This window comes from Streptomyces sp. NPDC097981, from assembly GCF_040302565.1.
Taxonomy (GTDB): Bacteria; Actinomycetota; Actinomycetes; order Streptomycetales; family Streptomycetaceae; genus Streptomyces.
Genome location: NZ_JBEORW010000008.1, coordinates 18,637 through 44,704 on the forward strand (window position 1 = coordinate 18,637; position 26,068 = coordinate 44,704).

Genomic DNA, 26,068 nt, shown 5'->3' on the forward strand with positions numbered 1-26,068 from the left:
TTCACCGAGCGACTCGCGGATCGGGGGATGTTTACCCAACTTGAACGCTCTGAGGCCGATTTCGATGCGTATTGTGTCCGATCCGCGCGTGTTCGGTTCGTTCGCTGAGTGATTCCCTCTGATGTTCAGGCGCCGAGGCCGTATCCGTATCCTTGGAGTCCCTTTTTCAGGGCGCGAAGGGCGTAGTACGTACGGGATTTGACCGTTCCTGTCGGAATCCCGAGCTCTGCCGCTGCCTCGGCCACCGAGCGGTCCTGGAAGTAGACCTGCATCAGCACCTCGCGGTGCTCCGGACCGAGCGAGCCCACGGCCCGCCGGACGTCGATCGCAATGTCCGAGCCGGCCACCGCGTCCTCGGGTGCGGGCGCCTGCTCCAGTCCCTCCGGGTCCACCTCCTGCGGCCGCGACAGCCGGGCCCGGCGGGCGTCGATCGCCAGGCGCCGCGCCACCGTGAACAGCCAGGGCCGCATGGACTCGTGGGCGCTCTCCAGCACCTCCGGGTGCTGCCACGCGCGGACCAGGGTCTCCTGTACGAGGTCTTCGGCACGCTGGGAGTCCCCGGCCGTGAGGCCGAGCAGGAAGCCGAACAGGGCCCGCCCGTGGTCGCGCTGGAGTTCGGCAAGCGCCTCGGGGTCCGTGCGCTGGAGGGTGGGGGAGAGGGGCACGAGGCGCTCCTTCCTGGGTCCGTTCGGCTCCGACGGACCCACCCTCACCTGCACGGAGCGCCCCGGGAACCGTCCGGTCCCGCCGTTGCGCCCAAGCACCCCGGTCATCCGGTGGGCGGCCGCGCCCGGCGGTGAACGGTCGAACGGCGCGGCGAACGGCTGCCGGGCGTGAGGCCGGGCGTGACCGGAGTCAGGCCCTCCGACTGGTGATGCCAATCGCTTTGGAATACAGATGATCGGATAGTCCTACCAATGAGAGCTGACTCAGATGACCAAGCACACCCGGCAGGCCCTCGCGCTCCTGTCGGCTGTCCTGCTGGCGGCGGCCGCCGCGGGCTGTTCCGCCGGCAAGAAGCCCGCGCCGGCCCGCCTCGGCAACTCCCCTGCCCCGGCGCCGTCCACCGGTACCGGGCCCCACTCGGCCCCGGCCGGCGGCGCGAAGGGCTTCACCCTGGTCGCGACCGGTGACGTGCTGCCGCACGATTCGGTCATCCAGCGGGCGGCAGCCGACGCGGGCGGCGACGGCCACGACTTCAAGCCGATGTTCTCCCTGGTCAAGCCGGTGGTGTCGGCGGCCGACCTGGCCATCTGCCACATGGAGACCGTGTACGGGGAGGACGGCGGGCCGTTCACCGGCTACCCGGCCTTCCAGTCCCCGCCCGAGGTGGCCGACGGGCTGGCGGACGCCGGGTACGACGGCTGCTCCACGGCCTCGAACCACACCCTGGACGCCGGGACGGAAGGCCTGAAGCGCACCCTCGACAAGTTCGACAAGGCCGGTCTGAAGCACGCCGGTTCGGCCCGTACGGCCGCCGAGGCGGCCACGCCGACCATGTACACGGCGGGCTCCGCGAAGGTCGCGCACCTGGCGTACACGTACGACACGAACGGCTACCCGATGCCGGAGGGCCGGCCCTGGGCCGTCAACCTGATGGAGAAGGACGAGATCATCGCGGATGCGCGGGCCGCCCGGAAGGCGGGCGCGGACGTGGTCCTGGTCAGCCTGCACTGGGGTACGGAATGGCAGACCGAGCCGGACGAGAAGCAGCTGTCGCTCGGCAAGGCGCTGACGGCCTCGCAGACCGGCGGACGCCCCGACATCGACATGATCCTGGGCACGCACGCGCACATCCCGCAGGCCTACGAGAAGGTCAACGGGACGTGGATCGTCTACGGCATGGGCGACCAGGTCGCCGGCGAGATGTTCAACTACTCGGGAGCGCGGGACATGCGCGGCAACTACGGCTCGATCGGCCGCTTCACCTTCGCCCCGCCCGCCGCCGCCGGACAGCGCTGGCAGGTCACCAAGGCCGAGTTCATCCCCCAGATGATGGACCTGTCCTCCGGCAAGGTCGTCAACCTGCCCGCAGCCCTGGCCGAGGAACCCGGCCACGAGGCCTACGAGACGGCTCGGGACGCCGTCAGCGAAGCCGTCCTCGGCCGAGGCGCGGCCAGGGACGGCCTGACGATGGCCAAGTAGCCCACGGCCGGCCCGACCGCCAGGCCCGTCCGCCCGGCCCGTTACGGCACCACCGTGACGGGCCACCGGCCCGCCTTGACCGGGCGGACCGCCACCGAGCCGACGATCCGGTGCCAGGCCTGCTCGGAGGCGCCGACCACCACCGCTGGGGCCGTCCGTACCGCGTTCGAATCCCGTGTTCACGTGCTCGGCCACCCTCCCGAGGTCATGCGCCTCGGCGCGCGCAGCGGCGCGGGCCTCCCTACAGTGCGAACCATGAGTGCCACCGTGGAGGAGACCAGGGGCACCCGGAACCGCTTCCTCAACCGGGTCCCCGACGCATTCGCCGCGTTCTTCGGAGCGCTCGGCCTGCTGTGCGCCGTACTGGCGCTCTCCCCGACGCTGCGGCACCTCCTGCGACACGTCGTGCGCTTCCTCGACGAGATCGTGGTGCCCGTCAGCGCCAACCTGGCCTATGCCGTCTTCCTGTTCCTGCTCGCCGCCGCCCTCGGCACCCGCAAGAAGGTCGCCTGGTGGATCGTCGTCACCTATCTGGCCCTGCTCATCCTGGCCGACCTCCTGATCATCGCCGACGAGTACTACTGGGTCGGCGGCCCGTCCATGGCCCTCGCCGTCGCCGCCATCGGGGTCCTGATCGCCGCCCGCAGGGAGTTCTACGCCGCCTCCCGGCCCGGCGCCTTCTGGCGCGCCCTGCTCGTCCTGGGCCTCGGCCTGCTCGCCGCCGTGCTCCTCGGCTGGGGCCTGGTCGCCCTGTTCCCCGGCACCCTGCCCAAGGGGCAGTGGCTGGACTGGGCCGCCCGGCAGGTCTTCGGCGGCCTCGTCTCGCCCCGGCAGTTCGACGGCCACCCGCCCCGCCCGCTGTACTTCTTCCTCGGCCTCTTCGGTGCCCTCGCCCTGCTGAACGCCGCCTCGACGCTCTTCCGCTCGCAGCGGCTGACCGCCGCCCTGCACGGGGACGAGGAGCCCCGCATCCGCGCCCTGCTCGGGGCGTACGGACGCAGCGACTCCCTGGGCTACTTCGCCACCCGGCGCGACAAGGCCGTCGTCTTCGCCCCCAACGGCAAGGCGGGCGTCACCTACCGGGTCGAGGCCGGCGTCTGCCTCGCCAGCGGCGACCCGGTCGGCGACCCCGCCGCCTGGACCCCCGCCATCGACGCCTGGCTCGGGGTCGCCCGCCGCTACGGCTGGCAGCCCGCCGTGATGGGAGCCTCCGAGGACGGCGCCACCGCGTACGCCCGCTCCGGACTCGGCGCCCTCCAGCTCGGCGACGAAGCGATCCTGCACGTCGCCCACTTCGACCTCGACGGCCGCGACATGCGCGTCACCCGCCAGGCCGTCAACCGCGTCAAACGCACCGGAGCCACCACCGTCATCCGCCGCCACTCCGCCCTCTCCGAGGACGAGATGCAGCGCATCGTCGACCGCGCCGACCGCTGGCGCGACACCGAGACGGAGCGCGGGTTCTCCATGGCCCTGGACCGGCTCGGAGACCCCGCCGACGGCGACTGCCTGCTCGTCGAGGCCTTCGACGAGCAGGGCGAACTGATCGCCCTGCTCTCCTTCGTCCCCTGGGGCAAGGACGGCATCTCCCTGGACCTGATGCGCCGCGACCGCACCGCCCCCAACGGCGTCATGGAGTTCATGGTCGCCCAGCTGTGCGCCGCCGCCCCCGGCCTGGGCGTGCGCCGGATCTCCCTCAACTTCGCCGTCTTCCGCTCCGCCTTCGAGGAGGGCGGCCGCATCGGCGCCGGCCCGGTCCTGAAGCTGTGGCGCAAACTGCTGCTGTTCTTCTCCCGCTGGTGGCAGCTGGAGGCCCTGTACCGCTCGAACGTCAAGTACGGGCCCGAGTGGTACCCGCGGTTCCTCTGCTACCAGGACGCCGGCTCGCTCGCCCGGGTCAGCCTCGCCTCCGGCATCGCCGAGGGCTTCGTCTCCGTACCCAGCCTGCGCAAGCTGTGGGGCAACGGCCACGCCAAGGGGCTCACCGCACCCGCAAGCACCGAGGGGCTGCCCGCCATCGACTCCCTCGGCCTGCACCTCGTAGGGGAGGAGGCCGAAGGGGCGGTGCGGGCCGAGCGGCTGCCGGAACAGGTCCGCGTCCGCCACGACAAGATGGAGCGGATCCGGGCGGCCGGCACCGACCCGTACCCGGTCGGCATCCCGCAGCGCACGCATACCGTGGCCGCGCTGCTGGCCGCCCAGCCCGAGCACCCTGCCGGCGCCCGCTCCGGCGAACGGGCCACCCTCGCCGGCCGGGTGATGCTCGTACGCGACCTCGGCGGCGTGGTCTTCGCCGTCCTGCGCGACTGGTCGGGGGACATACAGCTGATGCTCACGCGCGACGAGACGGGCGCAGGGGTCCTGGACTCCTTCACCTCCCAGGTCGACTTCGGCGACCACGTGGTCGCGAGCGGTGAGATCGGCGCCAGTCGCAGCGCAGAGCCGTCGCTCGTGGTCTCCTCCTGGCAGCTCACCGGCAAATGCCTGCGCCCGCTCCCCGACAAGCGCAAGGGCCTCGCCGACCCCGAGGCCCGGGTCCGGCGCCGCTACCTCGACCTGGTCGCGAGCCCCGAGGCACGGGACGTCGTACGGGCCCGCTCCACGGCGGTCCAGGCCCTGCGCCAGGGGCTGCTCGACCGCGGCTACCTTGAGGTCGAGACCCCGATGCTCCAGCAGATCCACGGCGGCGCCAACGCCCGGCCCTTCCGTACCCACATCAACGCCTACGACCTCGACCTGTACCTGCGCATCGCGCCCGAGCTGTACCTGAAGCGGCTGTGCGTCGGCGGCCTGGAGAAGGTCTTCGAGATGGGCCGCACCTTCCGCAACGAGGGCGTCTCCTACAAGCACAACCCCGAGTTCACGATGCTGGAGGCCTACCAGGCCTTCGCCGACTACGACGTGATGCTCGACCTCACGCGCGAGCTGGTCCAGGGCGCCGCGACCGCCGCCTTCGGCTCGCCGGTCGCCCACAAGGCCGGACCCGACGGGAAGCTCGTCGTCCACGACATCTCCGGGATCTGGCCGGTCAAGACGATGTACGGGGCCATCAGCGAGGCGCTCGGCGAAGAGGTCGACGCCGACACCGAGGAGCACGTGCTGCGGCGGCTGTGCGACCGCGCCTCGGTCCCGCACGCCCCCGAGGACACGCGCGGTGACGTGGTGCTGGAGATGTACGAGCGGCTGGTGGAGGAGAAGACCAAGCTGCCGACCTTCTACAAGGACTTCCCCACCGACGTCTCCCCGCTGACCCGGCAGCACCGCAAGGACCCGCGCCTCGCCGAACGGTGGGACCTGGTCGCCTTCGGGACCGAACTGGGCACCGCCTACTCGGAGCTGACCGACCCGGTGGAACAGCGGCGCCGGCTCACCGCGCAGTCGCTGCTCGCGGCCGGCGGCGACCCGGAGGCGATGGAACTCGACGACGACTTCCTGGACGCTCTGGAGTACGCGATGCCCCCGACCGGCGGTCTGGGCATCGGCGTCGACCGGCTGATCATGTTCCTCACGGGCCTGACGATCCGCGAGACGCTGCCGTTCCCGCTGGTGCGGCGCGGCTGATCGGGTGAGGGGAAGGCGGACCGTTCGCGCCTCTCGACATCCGCGGGGATGTCGTTGATACGTAGTAATAATGAAAAATGACGAGCCGACAGTAGGGCGACGCGTGCTCCTGCGTACCGCCGTCTTCCTCGGAATCGCCGCGGCCTCAGGACTGCTCACCGGAGGCGAGACCGGCGCGCCGGGCCAGAGCGCGGCGGGCGGTGCGCCCGGCGCGGGCCTCGGCACTCTTCCCGGCACCGGATCCGCGGCAGGTCAGCCGGGACCCGGCGGAGCCGCCGGACCGGGCGGCGTCCGCGCCCTGCGGCCGCAGGCACCCGGGCAAGGGGCGTACCGGCTGAGCCCCATGACCGCCGAGGCCCCGCTGCGCCCGCCCGCCGCGAAGCCCGCCGTACGGACCCGGCCCATCCTGGAACTGCCCCCCGACGCAAGCACGGCGAGCGCCATGGCGCTCACCTTCGACGACGGGCCCGACCCCCGCTACACCCCTGCCATCCTCGACACCCTGGCCCGGTACGACGTCCGCGCCATGTTCTTCGTCTGCGGGGAGATGGCCACGGACAACCGGGACCTGCTGCGCCGGATGGCCGACGAGGGCCATGTCATCGGCAACCACACCTGGACCCATCCGCTCATCCCCAGGCTCAGCCGGCCCGACCTCGCCTCCGAGATCGGCCGCACGAGCGAGGTCGTACAGCAGGCGGTGGGGGAGGCGCCGCTGTGGTTCCGGGCGCCGTACGGGGCGTGGAACCGGGCCGCGTTCGAGATCGGGGCGGAGCTGGGCATGGAGCCGCTCGCCTGGACGGTGGACTCCCTGGACTGGACCGAGCCGGGCACCACCGCGATCGTCTCGCGCGTCCTCAAGGGCGCGGCCCCCGGCGTGATCGTCCTGAACCACGACGCCGGCGGCGACCGTTCGCAGAGCGTCACGGCGGTGAGCACCTACCTGCCCCAACTCCTCGCCCGGGGCTACCGGATGACGCTGCCCGCACTTGCGCCCCGCTGAGCAGGACGTCTCCCTCGGCGGGGCGGAGCGGCGCCGGCCTGCGAGGTCCGGCGTCGGTGTGCCGTCGCTCAGCGGGCCCCCACCATCCGGGCGAAGACGACCACGTTGCCGTCGTAGCCCCGGGCCTTGGAGTAGCCGCCGCCGCAGGTGATCACCCGGAGCTCCGCGTGCCCGGTGTCCCCGTACACCCGGGCTCCGGGGAAGGTCTCCTTCGAGAAGACCTCCACGCCGTACACCTCGAACACCGCCGTGCGTCCGTCGTACCGCTCCACCTCGATGTGGTTGCCCTTGCGCAGCGAACCCAGGCCGTAGAACACGGCCGGGCCACGCGCGTTGTCGACGTGGCCCACGATCACCGCCGAGCCGCGCTGGCCCGGCGAGATGCCGTTCAGGTACCAGCCGGCCAGATTCGGGTCCTGCGGCGGCGGGGCTTCGATCCAGCCCTTTGCGTCCAGCCCGACCGTTATCACCGGCGCGTCCACCTTGATGTTGGGGATCCGGACGCGCTGGACCGACGAGTGCTCCAGCGGTTCCACCTCCGCAGGCGGTTCGGCCTGCTGCTGCATCGGCTGTTCACCCTGGGGCGGCGGCTCGGCCGGCAGCTGCTCGGCAGGCACTGCGACCGCCGCCGCGGCGGTCGGCTGCGGAGGCCCGTCGCCGATGTCCGCTCCGTTGCGCATCATGGCGAGGCCGCTGAGCATGACCAGCGCGAGCACGCCCCAGGGGGATCGTCTTCTCGGTGGCTGCTCGCTCTCGTCCTCGGTCATGGCTCTCCCTTCCCGACACGGGGGTCCCGACCCGTGTTCTTGTCCCACCCCTGTACGCCCTTCCTCACGCACGCTAAGGCTGCGTGCGCAAGACGGCGATCGGTGAAGGGCGAACGGGTGGCGGGGCCGGAAGGGGTGCGCCCATCCAGGTATTTGTCACATAAATGACTGACGGGTCGTGACCTGCGGATCCGTCAGCAGAACCGGGCGTGCCTCGGCGTGTCGCTCAACCTTGCGGCCCAAAGCCGGAAATGCGCTGGTTGCGAGCCGCCCCGAGGGTTCGACGTGGGAGGCGTTCTCGTCGATCTTCCCGGGCGACCGCTCCGGGGCGTTTCCCACTGGAGGTTCCACCATGCGTGTTCTCCGCGCCCTCACCGTGGCCGCGGCGGCTTGCGCCGCCGTCGGACTCAGTACCCCGTTCGCCTCCGCGAACCCGACGGGCGACCGCAACGGCAACGGGCCGAGCAACGTCACGGTCAACCCGTACTCCGTGCACCAGGGCTCGACGATGCAGGTCAGCGCGGCCGGCTGCAACCGCGGCGGCACGGTCTGGTCGGCGGGCAACTTTCCGCAGACGACCCTGTCGGCCGGAGCCATCGGGTTCGCCACAGTCCGGATCTTCAACCACGCCTCGCCCGGCAACCACACGCTGTCGGTCAAGTGCCACGACAACAGCCTGGTCGCCACGCACCGGTTCACGATCCTCCAGGGAAACGGCGCACAGGGCGGCGTCGGCGGCTCGTTCGGCCCGTCCACCGCCGAGACCGCCATCGGGGCCGGACTCGTCGGCACCGCGGCCCTGGGCGCGGGCGTCCACGTGGTGCGCCGGCGCCGTCCGCTGCGCGGGCGGTCCTGACGGCCGCCTGCCCGGTCACGGCCCGGGAACCGCCGGTCGCCCCGAATCCTCGGCCAGGACTCGGGGCGACCGGCGGTCGGTGCTCTGTGGTGCCGGTGTGTGCGGTGTGGGCAGTGTGCCCTTCGGGAGGGGCCGGTCCGCTGAGGGCGGTCAGTGGAGGGCGGTCAGTGGCCGCGCGCGGAACGGCGGCGGCGGAGCGCGTACGCCGTACCGCCCGCGGCCGCGAGGAACAGCGCGGCGCCCGCCCCGAGCTCCCTGGCGTCCATCCCGGCCACGCTGCCGCCCAGACCGCCGCGGACACCGAGCAGGGCACCCTGGGAGGCCGTCGAGGTCGAGGCGCCGGGGACGGCCGCCGAGGTCGAGGTGGAGCTGGTCGTGGGCCGGGTGGTGCCGCCGGTGATGGTGAGGTCGGCTGAACCGTTCTCCCCGTTGCATGTGAAGGAAACGGAATACACGGCTCCGCGCCGGGCGTCGCGGTCCACGGTCACCCGCGCGGTCTGGCCGCGCGCGATGCTCACGGTGTCGAAGACTCCGGATGAGGCGGTGGCGTAGGCGGCGTTGCAGCCGGTCACGGAGAGCACCGTCTGCCCGCCCGGGGCGACCGTCGACGGGGTGATCGCGAAGCCGAACGAGGGGACGGGCTGGGCCTCGGCCGCGGTCGCGGAGGGCGTGCCGAGGAGGCCGAGCGCGAGTACGGCGCCCGTGGCGCCGGCGCTCAGCAGGGCTGTGGCGTTGGTACCTATCGCACCCATGGTTGGTTCTCCGGATCCCCGAGGAGCAGCCGCGGAACGGTTTCCGCACGTGGGAGGTCGTGCGCCTCGATGTCCGCCACGCTAGGTGCGGGCGCGGTGACCCGCGATCAGAAACGGGCGAATGGGGCACGGGGGTAGGCCGAACCGGGGACGGGAGGCCCGTCCCCGGTTTGCCGTGCACCGGCGGGGCACCGCGGTGCCTCAGTCACCGAGGGGCAGATGCGGGAACTGCGCGAGGAAGGGCTCGGCGGTCGCCGCGATGCCCCGCCCGAACGGCGCGTCGAAGTCCCAGATCAGGAACAGCAGGAAGGCGATCAGCGCGCTGAAGAGCCCGGCCAGCAGCAGCTCCCGGAACGAGCGGCGGATCTGCAGGGTGAAGACCAGGCCCACCGTCACCAGCGCCCCGGTGATCAGCCCGAACCACACCACCCCGGGCATCGTCGCTCCCGCGCTCTGCCCGCGGGCACTGCGCGCGTCGTCCACCAGCGCGACCTGGTCCACCAGGGGCTGGTACGCCTGCCCCTCGTGGTCGGTCTGCGGCTCGTAGTCCGTCACGTCCCGGCGGATGCGCTCCAGCAGCTCCCCGCTGCGATCGGTCAGATCGCCGTGGTCGGCCATCTCCTTCCACTCCGTGTCCACCACGTACGTCACGTACGTGTCGACGTCGGACCGGATCTTCTTGCGGACCTCGGCCGGGTAGACCTCGGAGCGGACGCTGATCTCGTGCAGGGCCTGCGCCTCCTGGCGCACGTATTCCTGGGCGGCTCCGCGGCCCTCCCAGACGCCGGCGATCGCCAGGCCCAGCACGATCGCGTAGATCACGCCGATCATCATCGTCATGTACTCGATGACGTCCGGGGTCTCGCTCGGATCGTCGTCCTCGCCGATCCGCCGGTGGTTGAAGGAGGCGATGGACAGCACCACGGCGCAGGCCGCTGCCATCGCGAGGGACAGGACGAGCCATTCCGACAAGATGACTCCCAATCGGTCACGAGGAGGGTGTGCGGGGCGGGGCTAACGCGGGCGCAGCGCGACGATCGCGAGCACCGCGGGAGCCGCGGTCATCAAGGTGAAGGTCACCGGTGAGATGTGGTGCTCGACCGGCTTGGCGGCGGCCGTGCGGTAGGCCGGCCTGGCCACCGGCTTCTTCGGGGCCGGAGGCGGGGGAGGGGGCGGCGGGGTCACTTCCGGGGCCGGCGCCTTCACCTGGACGGGCGGCGCAGGTACCGGTTTCGGCGGGGCCGGAGCGGGCGGCGTGGGCTTCGGCCGCGGAGCGGGCGGGGGTGCCGGGGCGGAGGGCGGAGCCGGCTTCGGGGGCGGCTTGGGCGGCGGGGTCGGGGTGGGGACCGGCTTCGGCGGGCACGGCGGCGGAGGCGGCGGGCAGTGGTGTCCGCCGTGCCAGGCGCCACCGTGGTGGCCCCCGTGGCCGTTGCCGTGCTCGCCTCCGCGGCCGCTGCCCCGGGCACCGGGAGCGCCGTCGCCGTGATGTCCGCCACCCCGGCCGCTTTCGGCCGCGCCGCTTCCGGCGGCCGCGACCAGCCCGACGGCGCCCGCGCCGTCTGCGGCGTCGATCGTCGCGTAGGCGCAGCTATCAGCCACGGCCGGCGTGACGGACAGTGCCGCCCACAGCAGGACCGGGACCACCAGCAGGCGTCTGGTACAGGCTCTGTTCACCCGGGGAGCATGGGCTCACATGCGCTCGCGTACGCGGCGCTCGGCCGTGGTTCGCCTGAACGGGTGGAGGGAAGACCGTAGAGGTTTGAGCCACGGAGCGAAGCCGTCCGGTCATGTACCTGCGCATTCCCAAAAGCGACTTGTCGGTTTCGGTCATTCGCTGCGGGAGGGGCCGTGGGGGCCTTTGGTGTGTGATGAAGAACGGATCACCAATTTCCGCTTTTGCTCGCTCCGTTGGGCAATGATCAGTACATTCGGCTCGGACAGGCGTCCGATCCCGGACGACCGCGCAGGACTACGGCTTGGAGACCCCGATGGAGCGCCCCTCCTGGGCCCCGCCAGGTATCGACATATCGGTGCCGAGCGTGTCCCGCATCTACGACTACTACCTGGGCGGCTCCCACAACTTCGAGGTCGACCGACAGGCCGCCCGCCGCGCCATGGAATTCCTGCCGGGCCTGCCCAAGATCATGCAGGCGAACCGGGCCTTCATGCGCCGTGCCGTCCGCTACTCCGTGGCCCGGGGCGTCACCCAGTTCCTCGACATCGGCTCCGGCATCCCCACCTTCGGCAACGTCCACGAGATCGCCCAGGCCGCCGACCCCGAGGCCCGCGTGGTCTACGTGGACCACGACCCGGTGGCCGTCGCGCACAGCCGCGCCGTCCTGGCCGGCGACGACCGCACCGGCATCGTCGCCGCCGACCTGCGCAAGCCGCGCGACATCCTGGCCGCCCCCGAGGTTTCGCGGCTGCTCGACCTCGAACGCCCCGTCGCCCTGCTGCTCGTCGCCGTCCTGCACTTCCTGGAAGACGCGGACGACCCGTACGCCGCCGTCGCCGAGCTGCGCGACGCGCTGGCCCCCGGCAGCCTCCTGGTGCTCACGCACGCCTCCTACGAAGGGATCCCGCTCTCCCGGGAGGTCGCCGCCGGAACGGTCGGCGTCTACCGGGACATCCGCAACCCGCTCGTGATGCGCAGCGGCGAGCAGATCACCCGCTTCTTCGAAGGGTTCGAGCTGGTCGATCCCGGTGTCGTGTCGATGCCGCTGTGGCAGCCCGAGGGCACCGAGGACCCGGAGGACGGCGAGGCGCCCGAGGACCCGTACGCGTTCTCGGGCTTCGGCGGAGTGGGACGCAAGGCGTGAGATCCCCGGCCGCGGTGCCCTCCGGCACACCGACCCCGAAGAACGCACAGCCCGCGCAGGGAGCAGAGCCCCCGGCGGCGCTCACAGGCCCGTCGGCTCCGGCGGGCCTGTCGGCGGGTCCTGCCGCGCTGCGGAGCGGGCTGGAGGACCGGATCGGGCGCTTCGCGACCATCTGGGGACGGGCGATCTTCCCCGTCACCGCGACCTCGCTGACCCGCGTCGAATTCGAACAGCACCTCATCCCGCTCGCCCGGACCCTCGCCGAGGCCCTGCACGCCCGGCCCTTCGACGCGGGCGTCGCCCAGCGGGTGGGTGCCGAGCTCGTCGCCGTGCACTGCACCGACCCGGAGGCGCTGGCCGGCACGCTCGGCGTGGTCGAGTCGTACCTCGTGCTCTACTGCGGCCCCGACGGCGTCGGCGTGGAGGGCACCGAGGAGTACCGGTCCCGCTGCGCCCGGCTCCAGCACGGGATCGCGGCGGGATTCGCCCGCGCCCTGCGCGAGCGCACCCTCAGGGAGCAGGAGGCGATCGCCCGCTCCGCACTGACCGCCCGCATCGACGCCCAGCAGGCCCTGCACGCGAGCGAGGAGCGCTTCCGGGCGGTCTTCGAGGGCGCGGCCGTCGGCATCGGCATCGCCGACCTCGAAGGCAACGTCCTCGAAGTCAACGACGCGCTGCTCCAGATGTTCGGCGGGATGGGCGGGCACGTCCGGGGCCGCAACGTCAGCGAGTGGGGCCACCCCGACGACGCCCCGCACGTCTGGCGGATGTACGGCGAACTCGTGCGCGGCGAGCGCGAGAGCTACCGAGTGGAGAAGCCGTACTACCGCCACGACGGGACGGTGCTGTGGACCAACCTGACGGTGTCGCTGCTCCGCGACGCCGAGGGCGTGCCCCAGTACCAGCTGGCCCTGATGGAGGACACCACCGAGCGCCGGCTGCTGAACCTGCGGCTCCGCTACGAGGCCACCCATGACGCCCTGACCGGGCTGCCGAACCGGACGCTGTTCTTCGAACGCCTGGAGAAGGCCCTGAGCGGCGCCGGGGGCAGCCGCTTCGGCCTCTGCTACCTGGACCTCGACGGGTTCAAGGCGGTCAACGACAGCCTCGGCCACTCGGCGGGCGACCGGCTCCTGGTGGAGGTCGCCGACCGGCTGCAGAGCTGCGCGACGGGCCCCGGCGAGGTCGTCGCACGACTCGGCGGGGACGAGTTCGTGGCACTGACCACCGGCTCGGACACCGAGGAGAAGGTGACCGAACTCGCCGTCCGGATCCTGTCCGCCCTGTCGGTCCCCATCCGGATCGAGGGCCGCGAGCTGTCGGTCCGCGGCAGCATCGGCATCGTGGAGGGGCCGGCCCGCGAGCGCACCGCGGCGGAGGTGCTGCGCAGCGCCGACATCACCATGTACCGGGCCAAGGCGGCCGGCGGCAACCGCTTCGAGTTCGCCGACGCCGAGGCCGACGCCCGTGCCATCACCCGGCACGGCCTGACGAACGCCCTCCCGGCGGCCCTGGAGCGCGGCGAGTTCTTCATCGAGTACCAGCCGCTGGTCCACATGCACGACGGCAGCGTCCACGGCGCCGAGGCGCTGGTGCGCTGGTCGCACCCGCAGTACGGGGTACTCGGGCCGGACCGCTTCATCCCGCTCGCCGAACGGACCGGGCTGATCGTGCCGCTGGGCCGCTGGGTCCTGGAGGAGGCCGTCCGCCAGGCCCGCAACTGGCAGCGCCAGCACGGGGGCTCGGCCCTGCGGATCAACGTCAACCTCTCGCCGACCCAGCTGCACCACCCCGGCCTGGTCGCTGACACGGTCGCGGTGCTGGAGAACTCGGGCCTCGCCCCGGGCGCCCTCTGTCTGGAGGTCACCGAATCGGCCCTGATCGGCGCCGACGACGAACTTCTGGAACCCCTGCGCCGACTCGCCGCCCTCGGCGTGGACATCGCGCTCGACGACTTCGGCACGGGCTACTCGAACCTGGCGAACCTGCGCCGCCTCCCGGTCAGCGTCCTGAAGCTGGACCGCTCCTTCACCAAGGGGATGCAGCAGCAGCCCGCCGATCCGGTCGACGTCAAGATCGTGGAGGGCATCGTCGCCCTGGCCCACAGCCTCGAACTCGCGGTCACGGTCGAGGGTGTGGAGACCGGCGCCCAGGCGGCCCAGCTGCGCGACCTCGGCTGCGACACGGCCCAGGGCTGGTACTACGCCAAGCCCGGCGCCCCCGACCGCATCCACACCCTCTCGCTGTCGGACGCCGTGCCCACGCCTTCCTGACGTCGCCCCCCGTGGCGGCGGGAGCCGGATCCGGAGCCCAAGCCCAAGCCCGAGCCCGATTGCCCGGGCCGGAGCCCGAGCCCGATTGCCCGGGCTGGAGCGCCGCCCCGGGTGCCCCGGCGGCGCCGGTCAGTCCAGGCCGGCCTCCGTCCCCCGGCCGGGGGTCCGGACGGCCGCCACGACCCGCTCGTACCGCCGCGCGGTGTCGGCCAGGACTTCGGCGGCCACCGGCAGCCGCTCCGCCTGGTACGCGTCGAGCGCCTGCTCCCCGGTCTGCCCGGTGAGGGCGGCGGCCAGGGTCCGGCCCAGCGCCGCCGCGTCCGCGATGCCGGTGTTCATGCCCAGCCCGCCGGCTATCGGGTGGACGTGCGCGGAGTCCCCGGCGAGGAAGACCCGGCCCTCGCGCATCCGCGTGGCCATGCGGACGTTGACCCGCCAGGCGGAGAGCCAGGTGGGGTCTTCGAGCCGGATCCCAGGCATCCGGGCAAACCGGTCGAAGAGCCGCTGGAAGCTCTCCAGCGAGGGCGGCTGCAGCTCGCCCTGCTCGTCCTGCTCGGGCGAGGCCTGAAGCTGGAAGGAGTCCGTCCCCGGCATCGGGCAGAGCAGTATCCCGCCGCCCTCCGAGGTGAACCACTGGTGCCAGAAGTCCCTGCTGAGCCCGGGGGCCCTGACATCCCCGAGGACCATCGCGGGCTCCTGCTCCCCGGTTCCCTCGAAGGGGATGCCGAGGAGCTTGCGGGTGGTGCTGTGCCCGCCGTCGCACCCGGCCAGATAGCGGGCTCCGATCACCGTGCCGTCCGCCAGCTCCGCGCGGACCCCGGCCGCGTCCTGGGTGATTCCGGCGAGCCGGGACCCGTACTCGACCCGCACGCCCAGCCCGGCGAGCCGGTCGCGCAGCGCCTCCTCGATCTGCCACTGCCCGATCAGCAGGCCGCCGTCGACGGCGGTGTCGTTGACGTGCGCCCCGTCGAAGTACTTGCGCAGGACCACGCCGCTGCTGCCGACGGCCGTCAGCGGCCCGGCCGCGCCGAGCTCCTCGAAGATGTCGAGACTGCCCGGCCGAAGGCCCTTGCCGCGGGATTCGCGGTGCGGTGCCGTGCGCCCTTCGATGACGCGCACGGCGGCTCCGCCAAGGGAGAGGCTGCACGCCAGGGTCAGTCCCGTGGGGCCGGAGCCCACGATCAGTACGTCGGTCATCGGATGTCCTCTCCTCGTCGTTGTCTCAAGGAAAGCGGCTCTCCAAGAAAAAAGCAACCCAGTCACAAAATTTACTCAGTCACGAATGTGTGCTACGCTCTGCGCATGGAGAACACGACGGGTCTGCGTGAGAACAAGAAGCTCCGCACGCGCCGCCAGCTGGCGGCCACGGCGCTGGAACTCTTCCTGGAGCGCGGCTTCGACGCCGTGTCGGTGGCGGACGTCGCGGCGGCGGCCGAGGTCTCCAAGCCCACCCTGTTCCGGTACTTCCCGAGCAAGGAGGACCTGGTGCTCGACCGGTTCGCCGACCATCAGGACGAGGCCGCGCGCATCGTGCGGGACCGGTCTGCCGGCCGGACCCCGGTGGGCGCGGTGCACGCGCACTTCCTGGCCGCCCTCGCCGAGCGGAATCCGATCACCGGGCTGTGCGACCACCCGGAGGTGCTCGCCTTCCAGCAACTGCTCTACACCACCGCCAGCCTGGAGAAGCGGCTGGCCCACTACACCGACCGGGAAGTGGAGCTGCTCGCCGCCGCGCTCGAAACCGAGTCGGTCCCGCCGCTCACCGCCCGGCTGGCGGCGATCCATCTGGTGGCGGTGCGCCATGAGCTGGGCCGGGAGAACTGGCGGCGGCTCGCGGCCGGCCAGAGCGCCGACGAGGCCCACCCGGCCGCCGTGGCCGACGCCGACCGGGCCTTCGCGATGCTGGCCGACGGGCTCGACAAGGCCCTCCCCATAGCCACGGCCTGACGCCGCCCGGCCTGACGCCGCCCGGCCGTTGCCCGGCCCGACGCCGCCCGGCCGTTGCCCGGCCCGACGCCGCCCCGCGAGGGACGCGGCGGGGGTTCAGCCCAGCAGGATGCGCTTCAGCTCGCGAGCCGCCCGCGGCGGAGCGACGTCCGTGCGGTGGGCCAGGGCGATCGTGCGGCGCAGTGGAGAGCCCGCCAGCGGGGTGGCGCGCAGCCCCGGGCCGGCGCGGTCGACGACCATCGCCGGGACCACCGCCACGCCGAGCCCCGCGCGGACGAAGCCCAGGACCGCGTCCATCTCCCCGCCCTCCACCGTGAACACCGGCTCGAAGCCCTCCGCCCGGCACGCGGCCACGGTCAGATCCCGCAGGTCGTAGCCGTGGCGGAACATCACCATCGGCTCGGCGCGCAGGGCCGACACGGTGAGGGGGCCGCCGCCCGCCGGAGGCGGCAGCTCCGCAGACGAGACCACCACCAGGTCCTCCGTCAGCAGCTCCACCGTGGTCAGCGCCGGAGCCGAGGGCGGCAGCGGCAGCGCGATCAGGGCCAGGTCCAGGGCCCCGCGCGCGAGTTCCCGTACGAGGTCCAGCGAACCGCTCTCCTCGATCAGCAGCTCGATCCCCGGATGCGCGGTGTGGAAGGCGCGCAGCACATCCGGCAGCAGGCCCGTGCACACGCTCGGCGTCGCCCCCAGCCGGACCCGCCCGCGCCGCAACTGCGCCAACTCCTGGACCTCCAGCCGCGCGGTGTCCGCGTCCGCCAGGATCCGCCGGGCCAGCGGCAACAGCGCCTCGCCCGCGTCGGTGAGCGCGATGTTCCCCCGCGCCCGGCTGAACAGTTCCGCCCCCAGCTCCCGTTCGAGCGCCTTGATCTGCTGCGAGAGCGACGGCTGGGCGACGTGCACCCGCTCCGCGGCCCGGGTGAAGTGCCGGGTCTCCGCGACGGCCACGAAGTACAGGAGCTGCTGGAACTGCATCGTCCCAGGGTACGCCATCCATAGGTGTTCCCTATCGAGATCAGCGCCATCATGTCTTGGACCTCTCGGGACTTTGGTCCCTACCGTCTGTGGCATGGCTCTGGCAACGCGGACGGGCCGACGGCCGTCCACCACGCGCACGCTCTGGGACTCCACCGTCGGCAAGAAGTCCGTGATGGCGGTGTCCGGGCTGATCATGCTCGGATACCTGGTCGTCCACATGATCGGCAACCTCAAGATCTTCTTCGGCCCGGGGGAGTTCAACGGGTACGCGCACTGGCTCCGCCACATGGGCGAGCCCTTCCTGCACAGCCACTGGGGCCTGTGGGCAACCCGCGTGGTCCTGCTCGCCGCCGTCCTCGCGCACGCCGTGTCCGCGTACCAGCTCAGCCGCCGGGACATCAAGGCCCGCCCGGTCAAGTACGCCCACAAGCGCCGCCGTGCGAGCTACGCCACCCGCACCATGCGCTGGGGCGGCGTCATCCTCGCCCTGTTCATCGTCTGGCACCTGCTCGACCTCACCACGCTCACCGTCAACGAGCGCGCGTGGGCCGGGCATCCCTACCAGAACGTCCTCGCGACCTTCTCCACCTGGTACGGCAACACCATTTACATCGTGGCGATGGCCGCCCTCGCCCTGCACGTCCGGCACGGCTTCTGGAGCGCCGCCCAGACCCTCGGCGCCGGCAACGCCCGGCGCGACCGGGCACTGAAGCTCCTTGCCAACACCCTCGCCCTCGTCCTCTTCGCGGGCTTCGTCTCCGTCCCCGTCGCCGTCATGACCGGAGTGGTGAGCTGACCATGAGCGCATACGCCGAAACCGGCTACACCGACTACGCCACCGGGGAGCCGATAGCCGACACCAAGGCCCCCGAAGGCCCCATCGCCGAACGCTGGGACCGCCGCCGCTTCGAGGCCAGGCTCGTCAACCCGGCCAACCGCCGCAAGCACACCGTCATCGTCGTCGGAACCGGCCTGGCCGGCGGGGCGGCCGGCGCCACCCTCGCCGAACAGGGCTACCACGTCGTCCAGTTCTGCTTCTCCGATTCCCCGCGCCGGGCCCATTCCATCGCCGCGCAGGGCGGGATCAACGCCGCGAAGAACTACCGCAACGACGGCGACTCGGTGCACCGCCTCTTCTACGACACCGTCAAGGGCGGCGACTTCCGCGCCCGCGAGTCCAATGTCCGCCGCCTCGCCCAGATCTCCGTCGAGATCATCGACCAGTGCGTGGCCCAGGGCGTCCCCTTCGCCCGCGAGTACGGCGGCCTCCTCGACACCCGCTCCTTCGGCGGCGTCCAGGTCTCCCGCACCTTCTACGCCCGCGGCCAGACCGGCCAGCAGCTCCTCCTCGGTGCCTACCAGGCGCTGTCCCGGCAGATCGCCGCCGGCAACGTGGAGATGCACGCCCGCACCGAGATGCTCGACCTGATCACGGTGGACGGTGCGGCCCGCGGCATCGTCGCCCGCGACCTGATCACCGGCAGGATCTCCACGTACTACGCGGACGCCGTCGTCCTGGCCAGCGGCGGCTACGGCAATGTCTTCTACCTCTCCACCAACGCCATGAACTCCAATGCGACCGCCGTCTGGCGGGCGCACCGGCGCGGCGCGTACTTCGCCAACCCGTGCTTCACCCAGATCCACCCCACCTGCATCCCGCGTACCGGAGACCACCAGTCCAAGCTCACACTGATGAGCGAGTCCCTGCGCAACGACGGCCGCATCTGGGTCCCCAAGGCCCAGGGCGACACCCGCCCCGCCGCCGAGATCCCCGAGGCGGAGCGCGACTACTACCTGGAGCGGATCTACCCCTCGTTCGGCAACCTCGTGCCCCGCGACATCGCCTCCCGCGCCGCCAAGAACGTCTGTGACGAGGGCCGCGGCGTCGGCCCCGGCGGCCAGGGCGTCTACCTCGACTTCGCCGACGCCATCCGCCGCATGGGCAGGGACAAGGTCGCCGAGAAGTACGGCAACCTCTTCGAGATGTACGAGCGGATCACCGCGGAGAACCCGTACGAGGTCCCCATGCGGATCTACCCCGCCGTGCACTACACGATGGGCGGCCTGTGGGTCGACTACGACCTCCAGACCACCGTCCCCGGCCTCTTCGCGATCGGCGAGGCCAACTTCTCCGACCACGGAGCCAACCGCCTCGGCGCCTCCGCCCTGATGCAGGGCCTCGCAGACGGCTACTTCGTACTGCCCTCCACCATCAACGACTACCTGGCCCGCCACCCGCACCGGGACGCCGTCGACGACAGCCACCCCGAGGCGGCGGCCGCGGTCCGCGAGACCCGCGACTGCCTCGCCAAGCTGCTCGCCGTCGACGGTGACCGCACCCCCGACTCCTTCCACCGCGAGATCGGCGAGCTCATGTGGGAGTACTGCGGCATGTCCCGCACCGAAGAGGGCCTGCGCAAGGCGCTGGAGCGGATCCCGCTGATCCGCGAGGAGTTCTGGCGCCGCATCAAGGTCCCGGGCAGCGGCGAGGAGTTCAACCAGTCCCTCGAAAAGGCCAACCGGATCGTCGACTACCTGGAGCTGGCCGAGCTGATGTGCCTCGACGCCCTCCACCGCGCCGAGTCCTGCGGCGGCCATTTCCGCGAGGAGTCCCAGACCCCGGACGGCGAGGCCGCCCGCCGCGACGAGGAGTTCGGCTACGCCGCCGCCTGGCAGTACCAGGGGACCGGCGCGGCCCCCGTCCTGCACAAGGAAGAACTCGTCTTCGAGTACGTCCACCCCACCCAGCGGAGCTACGCATGAGGCTCAACCTGCGCGTCTGGCGCCAGCAGAACCCCGATACCCCCGGCACGATGGTCACGTACGAGGTGGACGGCATCTCCCGCGACATGTCGTTCCTGGAGATGCTCGACACCCTCAACGAGGACCTCATCCTGCGCGGCGAGGACCCGGTGGCCTTCGACCACGACTGCCGCGAGGGCATCTGCGGCGCGTGCAGCCTCGTGATCAACGGCGACGCCCACGGGCCCGAGCGCACCACCACCTGCCAGCTCCACATGCGCTCCTTCGCCGACGGCGACACCATCGACGTCGAGCCCTGGCGGGCCTCCGCCTTCCCGGTGGTCAAGGACCTCGTCGTGGACCGCAGCGCCTTCGACCGGATCATCCAGGCCGGCGGCTACATCACCGCCCCGACCGGATCCGCCCCCGAGGCGCACGCCACCGCCGTGCCGAAGGCCGATGCCGACTCCGCCTTCGAGCACGCCGAGTGCATCGGCTGTGGGGCGTGCGTGGCGGCCTGTCCCAACGGCTCCGCGATGCTGTTCACCTCCGCCAAGGTCAACCACCTGAACGTGCTGCCGCAGGGCTCGCCCGAGCGGGAGACCCGCGTGCTCGACATGGTGGCCCGGATGGACGACGAGGGCTTCGGCGGCTGCACCCTCACCGGCGAGTGCGCCACGGCCTGTCCCAAGGGCATCCCGCTGCCTTCCATAGCCGCCATGAACCGCGAATGGCTGCGCGCCGTCCGCAAGCACGGGGCATGAGGCGGGCGGCCCTTCCCGGAGGCCACTTCCCGGTGCCCTTCCCGGTGCTGTTCCAGGTGCCCTTCCCGTAAGAGAAGCCCCGGAGGCCTCGACCGATCGGCTGATCCGATCGGCCGACCGGGCGCTCGTCGCAGTGGTACGACGCGCCGCGCGCCGCCGGTGTCCGGCGGGTGGGGGACAGTGGCCCCATGCCACAAGCCCCCGACGGGTCCGGACCGCGCCGCCGCGCCGTCCTGGCGGCCGCCGCCCTCGCCCCGCTCGCGATGGCCGGCTGCTCCGCGGACGCCTCTGGCAGCGCCGCCCACGGCCCGAAGCCCGCGCCGAAGGACGCCCTGGTCATGGTGATCCGGCACGCGGAGAAGCCGTACGCCGGGGACATGGGCGAGGGCGCGGAGGGCAACGAGGACCCCGCGTCCCTGGCCGGACGCGGCCGACGCCGGGCCGAAGAACTGCACCGCCTGTTCCCGCCCGCGGGCGGCTCGGCGCTGCCACGCCCCGCGGCCGTCTTCGCGGCCGGCGGCCCGGCCGGGACCCCTGCCTCCTGCCGCCGGACGGTCGAGCCGCTGGCCAAGGTCCTGCGCGCCCCCCTGCGCGGCGAGTTCGCCGTCGGCGCCGAGGAGGCCCTGGCCCGCGCCGCGCTGGCCGCCCCCATGCCCGTACTCGTCTGCTGGGAGCACACCGGAATCCCCCGCCTGATCCGGTCCCTCGGCGCCGACCGGGTGCTCGGCATCCCCGCCGTCTGGCCCGACCGCTACGACATGGTGTGGATGCTCACCCGCCAGCAGGGCAGGTGGAGCTTCCGCGAACTCCCGCAGCACCTGCTGCCGGGGGACGCCTAGCACGTCGGGTGCCGCCCGACGTCCACCGACCGGCAGAAGGGGCAGGAGCATGCAAGGTGACGAGGCGGCCGGGCCGCTCCTCCGGCCGGGCCGGCGCGAGATCCTGGTGTGGTGGGGACCGCGGGTCCTGTTCGTCGTGGGCGCCGTGGTCCTCGTCGTGGAGTCGAGCCGGGGAGTGCCGCTCACGGAGCTGTACCTGGCGCTGGGTTTCTTCGGCCTGTGCAGTGCCGTCTTCGTCGTACGACAGCTGACGCTGGGGCACGAGCGAGGCCCTGGTGCGAAGACCCCGCGCTGGCTCCTGTGGGCAGCCGGCCTGCTGAGCACTGCCGGACTGGTGGTGCTCGGCGTCCACTGGGCGGGTGTGGACGGGGACGCCCTGCCGCTCGTCGGCTCGGTCTTGCTGCTGCTCGGTCTGGGCTGGTTCGTCGAAGCATGGCGCGGAGCGGGACCCGGCCGGCCGAGGAAAGCGCTCCTGCTGTGGGGTGCGGCCCTGTGCGCCCTGACCGCGGTGACGGCGGTCGTGGCCGCGATCCTGCTGCCCAAGGCCAAGGGGAGCCTCTTCCTGGGCCTGCTCGTCGCCCTCGGCGTGGCCCTCTTCGTGGCGCTCCCGCTCGGGCTCAACGCCTTGTCCGAGTGGGGGGTACGCCGGCTGCGCAGGCGGAACTCCGCCGCGGGGCCGGGAGCCGGTGTCGGCCTCGCCGGGGCCCTCGGCATCGCCGGGACCGTCCTGGCCGTCCTGGCCGTCGCCTGGCTCGGGTACCGGGACTGGGTCCTTGCCTCGGTCCTGCTCGCCACGGCCCTGGTGCTGCTGCTGGCCATCGTCTCCGCCACGCACGCCGACGTCGCTCTCGTCCTCGCGGCGCTCTGCCTGCTCGCGGCGGCTCCCCCGGAGCACAGCGATCCGCAGCTGCTCGACCCCGCCGGAGGCCGGCGCGTCCTCGTGGCGATCGGCGACTCCTACATGTCGGGCGAGGGCGCGAGCAGCTACTTCGCGGGAACCGACGACGGCGGCCACAACGAGTGCCGGCGCTCGCCCTCCGCCTACGCGGTGGGACTCGCTACCGAGAACCGGCTGTTCGACCGCGTGCTGTTCCTCGCGTGCTCCGGCGCCCGGACCTACAACGTCATCGCGAAATCCGACGCGAGCTTCCTCAGAGTGCAGGAGGGCGAGCCGGGCAGCCAGATCGACCAGCTCAAAAAGCAGGCGTCCGCGTTCCGCCCCGCCCTGGTCATCGTGGCTCTGGGAGGCAACGACGCAGGCTTCGCCATCCTCGGCGAAGCCTGTATCGCACCCGGGGACTGCGAACAGCAGAAGCCGGTGTTCACCGGCAATCTGCCGAAGGTCCGGCAGGACCTCACCGCGACGTTCCGGTCGCTCAGGAAGGCCCTGCCCGCCGGCGTGCCCATCGTGGCCGTGCCCTACCCGCAGCCGCTCGCCACCGCCGGCCAGTGCAGCGGAGTGGCCCTGACGAAGCCCGAGCGGGACTTCATCCACGGGTTCGTGGACGAGGTGGACAAGACGGTGCAGGACGCCGCGACCGATGCCCACGCGGGCATCGCGTACCTGGCCGAGATGAAGGACAGCCTCGCGACGCACCGGCTCCAGCTGTGCCAGCGCAGAAAGGGCGAGGCCGGCATCAACTTCGTGGACATCGCCTCGGTCAACGGCCTCGCCGCACAGCGCTTCAGCCCGGGTAAATGGATCCACAACAGCCTCCACCCCAACGAGCGCGGCCACCGGGCCATGCGAGACACCTTCACCGCCTGGCTGACCACGCACCGCGAGCTGCTGAAGCAGCGCGCGCCCACGGCCCAGGAGGCTGCCGCGGGCCAGAACCCGGCGGCACCCGAGCCCGAATGCAGCATGATCAAGAATTCCGGGAACCCGCACTGCCAGGACCGGATCCGCGCCTGGGAGCTGGACCAGACGCGCGGGCGCTGGCCCTGGCTGCTGCTCGTGCTCCTCGGACTGGGCGTCCTGTGGGCCGCGAGCGTGGCGGTCTTCAGCCTGCTTCCCTGACCCCTTGCGCCAGGGCGCGGGCCAGGTAGGGTGCCGTGCGGCCCGAGCCGGAGGCGGCCACCTCCCGGGGAGAGCCCGCCGCGACGATCCGGCCGCCGTCCGCGCCGCCGCCCGGACCCAGGTCGATCACCCAGTCCGCGCCCGCCACCACCTCCATGTCGTGCTCCACGACCACCACGGAGTGCCCGGCGTCCACCAGCCCGTGCAGCTGCCGCAGGAGCACCCGCACATCGGCCGGGTGCAGACCGGTCGTCGGCTCGTCCAGGACGTACAGGGTGTGGTCCCGGCGCTGCCGCTGGAGTTCCGTCGCCAGCTTGATCCGCTGGGCCTCGCCGCCCGACAGCTCCGTGGCCGGCTGCCCCAGCCGCAGGTACCCCAGTCCGATCTCCTGCAGCGCCCGCAGGCTGCGCGCCGCCGCCGGGACCTGCGCGAAGAAGGCGGCCGCGGACTCCACCGTCAGGGCCAGCACCTCCGCGATGTTCAGCCCCTCGTACCGCACGTCCAGGGTCTCGGTGTTGTACCGTGCCCCGGCGCACTGGGGGCACGGGGCATACGTACTCGGCAGGAACAGGAGCTCCACCGAGACGAACCCCTCGCCCTGGCAGGTCTCGCACCGGCCGCCCGCCACGTTGAAGGAGAACCGGCCCGCCTTCCAGCCGCGCGCCCGCGCCTGCGGCGCCGCCGTGAACAGCTTGCGCACCACGTCGAACAGCCCCGTGTACGTGGCCAGGTTGGACCGCGGGGTCCGGCCGATCGGCTTCTGGTCCACCTCCACCAGCCGCCGCACCGGGAACCCCGGATCCGCGATCCGCTCCCCGACCTTTCGCGCGAGCACCTGGCCCACCAGCGTGGACTTGCCCGACCCCGACACCCCCGTCACGGCCGTGAACACCCCGAGCGGGAACTCCGCGTCCACGCCCTGCAGGTTGTGCCGGTCGACCCCGGTGAGCCGGACCGAACCGCTCGCCTCCCGTACCTCACGCATCTCGCGCCCAGGCCCGGTGCCGTCCCCGGCGAACAGATGCCGCGCCGTAGCGGACCCGGCCACCCCGGCCAGCCCCTGCGGCGGCCCGCTGTACAGCACCCGCCCGCCGTGCTCCCCGGCCAGCGGACCCACCTCCACCAGCCAGTCCGCATGCCGCACCACTTCCAGGTGGTGCTCCACCACGAACACCGTGTTCCCGGCAGCCTTGAGCCGGTCCAGTACGCCGAGCAGCGCCTCGGTGTCGGCCGGATGCAGCCCCGCCGACGGCTCGTCCAGCACGTACACCACCCCGAACAGCCCGGACCGCAACTGCGTCGCCAGCCTCAGCCGCTGGAGCTCGCCCGCCGACAGGGTCGGCGCCGTACGGTCCAGGCTCAGATATCCGAGCCCGAGTTCCACGACGGGCCCGATCCGGGACCGCAGGTCCTCCGAGAGCACCCGGGCCGCCTCCCCGCCCGCAGACGCGTCGGCCAGTACGGAGTCCAGGGCGATCAGCGGCAGCGCCGCCAGCTCCGCGATCGTGCGGCCCGCGAACGTCACGGCCAGCGCCGCAGGCCCCAGCCGTCGCCCCTCGCACACCGGGCACGGGGAATCGGTGAGGAACCGTTCCGCCCGGGCCCGCAGGGTGGCGCTCTTGCTGTCCGAGAACGTCCGCATCACATGACGGTGGGCGCTCATGTACGTGCCCTGGTAGGGGCGTTGGATCCGGTCCGCGTCCCGCACCGGATGCACCGTGACCACCGGCTGCTCCTCGGTGAACAGGATCCACTCGCGGTCCTTCGCCGCCAGCTCCCGCCAGGGCGCGTCCACGTCGTACCCGAGCACCTCCAGGATGTCCCGGAGGTTCTTGCCCTGCCAGGCGCCGGGCCAGGCGGCGATGGCGCCCTGACGGATCGACAGCCCGGGATCCGGTACCAGGAGTTCCTCGCTGGTGCGATGGATGCTGCCGAGCCCGTGACAGGAAGGGCAGGCCCCGGCCGCGGTGTTGGGGGAGAAGGCGTCGGAGTCGAGCCGCTCCGCACCTGCCGGGTAGGTCCCGGCGCGGGAGTACAGCATGCGCAGCGAGTTGGAGAGCAGGGTCACCGTCCCGACCGAGGACCGCGAGCCGGGGGAGGAGCGCCGCTGCTCCAGCGAGACCGCGGGTGGCAGCCCGGTGACGGAGTCCACCTTCGGGGCGCCGATCTGGTGGATCAGGCGGCGGGCGTACGGGGCCACCGACTCGAAGTACCGCCGCTGGGCCTCGGCGTAGAGCGTGCCGAAGGCGAGAGAGCTCTTCCCGGAGCCGGAGACCCCGGTGAACACGGTCAGGGCGTCGCGCGGGATGTCCACGTCGACGCCGCGCAGGTTGTGCTCGCGGGCGCCCCGTACCCGTACGAAGGGATCGTGGTGGGCCTGAGGTTCGGCGGACTGGTGCATTCGTCCCAGTTTAGGGGGCGGACAGGATGGTTTCGGTCACCGACGGATGCCTCAGGTAGTCGAGGACACTGTGCGGCCACAGGGGAGCGATGCTGATCTCCGGCCGCTCCTCCACCCCCTCGAACACCCGGGCCAGCTCACCCTTCGGGACGGCCACGAAATCCCCCACACGCCCCTCGCACACGTCGGTTGACCCGGCGC

At 72.2% G+C, this 26,068-nt stretch carries 21 protein-coding genes and 1 pseudogene; 12 read left to right on the forward strand and 10 right to left on the reverse strand.

What is annotated here, in order from left to right; all coding sequences use genetic code 11:
- Nucleotides 1-125: 125 nt before the first annotated feature.
- The gene (locus ABTY04_RS10115) at nt 126-665 is read right to left on the reverse strand and encodes a sigma-70 family RNA polymerase sigma factor (protein ID WP_352212890.1); all 540 of its coding nucleotides are present in this window, start codon (nt 663-665) and stop codon (nt 126-128) included.
- A 268-nt stretch (nt 666-933) separates the two neighbouring features.
- Between ABTY04_RS10115 and ABTY04_RS10120 the strand changes: the two genes are divergently transcribed.
- Entirely contained in the window at nt 934-2,145 is a 1,212-nt protein-coding gene (locus tag ABTY04_RS10120; protein ID WP_352212891.1) for a CapA family protein, read from the forward strand.
- A gap of 41 nt (nt 2,146-2,186) precedes the next feature.
- On the opposite strand, the pseudogene ABTY04_RS10125 reads toward ABTY04_RS10120, so the two are convergent.
- Nucleotides 2,187-2,297, reverse strand: a pseudogene (locus tag ABTY04_RS10125) (universal stress protein); the annotation flags it as partial.
- A gap of 103 nt (nt 2,298-2,400) precedes the next feature.
- On the opposite strand from ABTY04_RS10125, the gene lysX reads away from it, so the two are divergent.
- Nucleotides 2,401-5,706, forward strand: coding sequence for a bifunctional lysylphosphatidylglycerol synthetase/lysine--tRNA ligase LysX (gene lysX, locus ABTY04_RS10130; RefSeq protein WP_352212892.1), 3,306 nt, complete (start codon nt 2,401-2,403; stop codon nt 5,704-5,706).
- A 70-nt stretch (nt 5,707-5,776) separates the two neighbouring features.
- Nucleotides 5,777-6,709 carry a polysaccharide deacetylase family protein gene (locus ABTY04_RS10135; protein ID WP_352212893.1) on the forward strand — a complete coding sequence of 311 codons (933 nt, stop codon included), beginning with the start codon at nt 5,777-5,779 and terminating at the stop codon, nt 6,707-6,709.
- Nucleotides 6,710-6,777: 68 nt separating this feature from the next.
- Here ABTY04_RS10135 and ABTY04_RS10140 read toward each other — a convergent pair whose 3' ends face one another.
- Entirely contained in the window at nt 6,778-7,476 is a 699-nt protein-coding gene (locus tag ABTY04_RS10140) for a class F sortase (RefSeq protein WP_352212894.1), read from the reverse strand.
- A 352-nt stretch (nt 7,477-7,828) separates the two neighbouring features.
- On the opposite strand from ABTY04_RS10140, the gene ABTY04_RS10145 reads away from it, so the two are divergent.
- Entirely contained in the window at nt 7,829-8,332 is a 504-nt protein-coding gene (locus ABTY04_RS10145) for a hypothetical protein (RefSeq protein WP_352212895.1), read from the forward strand.
- Between the two features lie 164 nt (nt 8,333-8,496).
- Here the strand turns inward: ABTY04_RS10145 and ABTY04_RS10150 are convergent, their stop codons facing one another.
- The 3 genes from ABTY04_RS10150 to ABTY04_RS10160 form a co-directional block, all read right to left on the reverse strand.
- Entirely contained in the window at nt 8,497-9,084 is a 588-nt protein-coding gene (locus ABTY04_RS10150; protein WP_352212896.1) for a hypothetical protein, read from the reverse strand.
- Nucleotides 9,085-9,285: 201 nt separating this feature from the next.
- Nucleotides 9,286-10,056, reverse strand: a complete 771-nt coding sequence (locus ABTY04_RS10155; protein ID WP_352212897.1) for a bestrophin-like domain — start codon at nt 10,054-10,056, stop codon at nt 9,286-9,288.
- Nucleotides 10,057-10,098: 42 nt separating this feature from the next.
- Complete coding sequence (locus tag ABTY04_RS10160) at nt 10,099-10,224, reverse strand: hypothetical protein (RefSeq protein WP_352212898.1); 126 nt, start codon at nt 10,222-10,224, stop codon at nt 10,099-10,101.
- A gap of 848 nt (nt 10,225-11,072) precedes the next feature.
- Between ABTY04_RS10160 and ABTY04_RS10165 the strand changes: the two genes are divergently transcribed.
- Both ABTY04_RS10165 and ABTY04_RS10170 read left to right on the forward strand, forming a co-directional pair.
- Nucleotides 11,073-11,903: an SAM-dependent methyltransferase gene (locus ABTY04_RS10165; protein ID WP_352212899.1), complete on the forward strand. Its 831-nt coding sequence runs from the start codon at nt 11,073-11,075 to the stop codon at nt 11,901-11,903.
- Between the two features lie 107 nt (nt 11,904-12,010).
- On the forward strand, nt 12,011-14,176 hold the full coding sequence (locus tag ABTY04_RS10170; RefSeq protein ID WP_352213046.1) for a putative bifunctional diguanylate cyclase/phosphodiesterase: 2,166 nt from the start codon (nt 12,011-12,013) through the stop codon (nt 14,174-14,176).
- Nucleotides 14,177-14,305: 129 nt separating this feature from the next.
- On the opposite strand, the gene ABTY04_RS10175 is transcribed toward ABTY04_RS10170, so the two are convergent.
- Nucleotides 14,306-15,373: an FAD-dependent monooxygenase gene (locus tag ABTY04_RS10175; RefSeq protein ID WP_352212900.1), complete on the reverse strand. Its 1,068-nt coding sequence runs from the start codon at nt 15,371-15,373 to the stop codon at nt 14,306-14,308.
- A 105-nt stretch (nt 15,374-15,478) separates the two neighbouring features.
- Between ABTY04_RS10175 and ABTY04_RS10180 the strand changes: the two genes are divergently transcribed.
- Entirely contained in the window at nt 15,479-16,123 is a 645-nt protein-coding gene (locus ABTY04_RS10180; RefSeq protein ID WP_352212901.1) for a TetR/AcrR family transcriptional regulator, read from the forward strand.
- A gap of 96 nt (nt 16,124-16,219) precedes the next feature.
- Here the strand turns inward: ABTY04_RS10180 and ABTY04_RS10185 are convergent, their stop codons facing one another.
- A complete protein-coding gene (locus tag ABTY04_RS10185; protein WP_352212902.1) occupies nt 16,220-17,098 on the reverse strand; it encodes a LysR family transcriptional regulator in 879 nt (292 codons plus the stop codon).
- Between the two features lie 94 nt (nt 17,099-17,192).
- Between ABTY04_RS10185 and ABTY04_RS10190 the strand changes: the two genes are divergently transcribed.
- The 5 genes from ABTY04_RS10190 to ABTY04_RS10210 all read left to right on the forward strand — a co-directional run bounded on the left by ABTY04_RS10190 (nt 17,193) and on the right by ABTY04_RS10210 (nt 23,466).
- The gene (locus tag ABTY04_RS10190) at nt 17,193-17,897 is read left to right on the forward strand and encodes a succinate dehydrogenase cytochrome b subunit (RefSeq protein WP_352212903.1); all 705 of its coding nucleotides are present in this window, start codon (nt 17,193-17,195) and stop codon (nt 17,895-17,897) included.
- A 2-nt stretch (nt 17,898-17,899) separates the two neighbouring features.
- On the forward strand, nt 17,900-19,864 hold the full coding sequence (locus tag ABTY04_RS10195) for a fumarate reductase/succinate dehydrogenase flavoprotein subunit (RefSeq protein ID WP_352212904.1): 1,965 nt from the start codon (nt 17,900-17,902) through the stop codon (nt 19,862-19,864).
- Nucleotides 19,861-20,607 carry a succinate dehydrogenase/fumarate reductase iron-sulfur subunit gene (locus ABTY04_RS10200; RefSeq protein ID WP_352212905.1) on the forward strand — a complete coding sequence of 249 codons (747 nt, stop codon included), beginning with the start codon at nt 19,861-19,863 and terminating at the stop codon, nt 20,605-20,607. Before ABTY04_RS10195 ends, ABTY04_RS10200 begins: the two co-directional genes overlap by 4 nt.
- Before the next feature lie 188 nt (nt 20,608-20,795).
- Nucleotides 20,796-21,446, forward strand: coding sequence for a hypothetical protein (locus ABTY04_RS10205; protein WP_352212906.1), 651 nt, complete (start codon nt 20,796-20,798; stop codon nt 21,444-21,446).
- 49 nt (nt 21,447-21,495) lie between these two features.
- On the forward strand, nt 21,496-23,466 hold the full coding sequence (locus ABTY04_RS10210; RefSeq protein WP_352212907.1) for an SGNH/GDSL hydrolase family protein: 1,971 nt from the start codon (nt 21,496-21,498) through the stop codon (nt 23,464-23,466).
- On the opposite strand, the gene ABTY04_RS10215 is transcribed toward ABTY04_RS10210, so the two are convergent.
- A complete protein-coding gene (locus tag ABTY04_RS10215; RefSeq protein ID WP_352212908.1) occupies nt 23,450-25,867 on the reverse strand; it encodes an excinuclease ABC subunit UvrA in 2,418 nt (805 codons plus the stop codon). The two genes, ABTY04_RS10210 and ABTY04_RS10215, sit on opposite strands and share 17 nt — an antisense overlap.
- 10 nt (nt 25,868-25,877) lie before the next feature.
- Nucleotides 25,878-26,024, reverse strand: a complete 147-nt coding sequence (locus tag ABTY04_RS10220; RefSeq protein ID WP_352212909.1) for a hypothetical protein — start codon at nt 26,022-26,024, stop codon at nt 25,878-25,880.
- Nucleotides 26,025-26,068: the final 44 nt, after the last annotated feature.

What these genes read in the sequence shown, in the direction of transcription:
- ABTY04_RS10120 (WP_352212891.1), top strand. Translation starts at nt 934, where the DNA reads ATGACCAAGCACACCCGGCAGGCCCTCGCGCTCCTGTCGGCTGTCCTG.
- lysX (WP_352212892.1), top strand. Translation starts at nt 2,401, where the DNA reads ATGAGTGCCACCGTGGAGGAGACCAGGGGCACCCGGAACCGCTTCCTC.
- ABTY04_RS10135 (WP_352212893.1), top strand. Translation starts at nt 5,777, where the DNA reads ATGAAAAATGACGAGCCGACAGTAGGGCGACGCGTGCTCCTGCGTACC.
- ABTY04_RS10140 (WP_352212894.1), bottom strand. Translation starts at nt 7,476, where the DNA reads ATGACCGAGGACGAGAGCGAGCAGCCACCGAGAAGACGATCCCCCTGG.
- ABTY04_RS10145 (WP_352212895.1), top strand. Translation starts at nt 7,829, where the DNA reads ATGCGTGTTCTCCGCGCCCTCACCGTGGCCGCGGCGGCTTGCGCCGCC.
- ABTY04_RS10150 (WP_352212896.1), bottom strand. Translation starts at nt 9,084, where the DNA reads ATGGGTGCGATAGGTACCAACGCCACAGCCCTGCTGAGCGCCGGCGCC.
- ABTY04_RS10165 (WP_352212899.1), top strand. Translation starts at nt 11,073, where the DNA reads ATGGAGCGCCCCTCCTGGGCCCCGCCAGGTATCGACATATCGGTGCCG.
- ABTY04_RS10175 (WP_352212900.1), bottom strand. Translation starts at nt 15,373, where the DNA reads ATGACCGACGTACTGATCGTGGGCTCCGGCCCCACGGGACTGACCCTG.
- ABTY04_RS10180 (WP_352212901.1), top strand. Translation starts at nt 15,479, where the DNA reads ATGGAGAACACGACGGGTCTGCGTGAGAACAAGAAGCTCCGCACGCGC.
- ABTY04_RS10185 (WP_352212902.1), bottom strand. Translation starts at nt 17,098, where the DNA reads ATGCAGTTCCAGCAGCTCCTGTACTTCGTGGCCGTCGCGGAGACCCGG.
- ABTY04_RS10190 (WP_352212903.1), top strand. Translation starts at nt 17,193, where the DNA reads ATGGCTCTGGCAACGCGGACGGGCCGACGGCCGTCCACCACGCGCACG.
- ABTY04_RS10195 (WP_352212904.1), top strand. Translation starts at nt 17,900, where the DNA reads ATGAGCGCATACGCCGAAACCGGCTACACCGACTACGCCACCGGGGAG.
- ABTY04_RS10200 (WP_352212905.1), top strand. Translation starts at nt 19,861, where the DNA reads ATGAGGCTCAACCTGCGCGTCTGGCGCCAGCAGAACCCCGATACCCCC.
- ABTY04_RS10205 (WP_352212906.1), top strand. Translation starts at nt 20,796, where the DNA reads ATGCCACAAGCCCCCGACGGGTCCGGACCGCGCCGCCGCGCCGTCCTG.
- ABTY04_RS10210 (WP_352212907.1), top strand. Translation starts at nt 21,496, where the DNA reads ATGCAAGGTGACGAGGCGGCCGGGCCGCTCCTCCGGCCGGGCCGGCGC.
- ABTY04_RS10215 (WP_352212908.1), bottom strand. Translation starts at nt 25,867, where the DNA reads ATGCACCAGTCCGCCGAACCTCAGGCCCACCACGATCCCTTCGTACGG.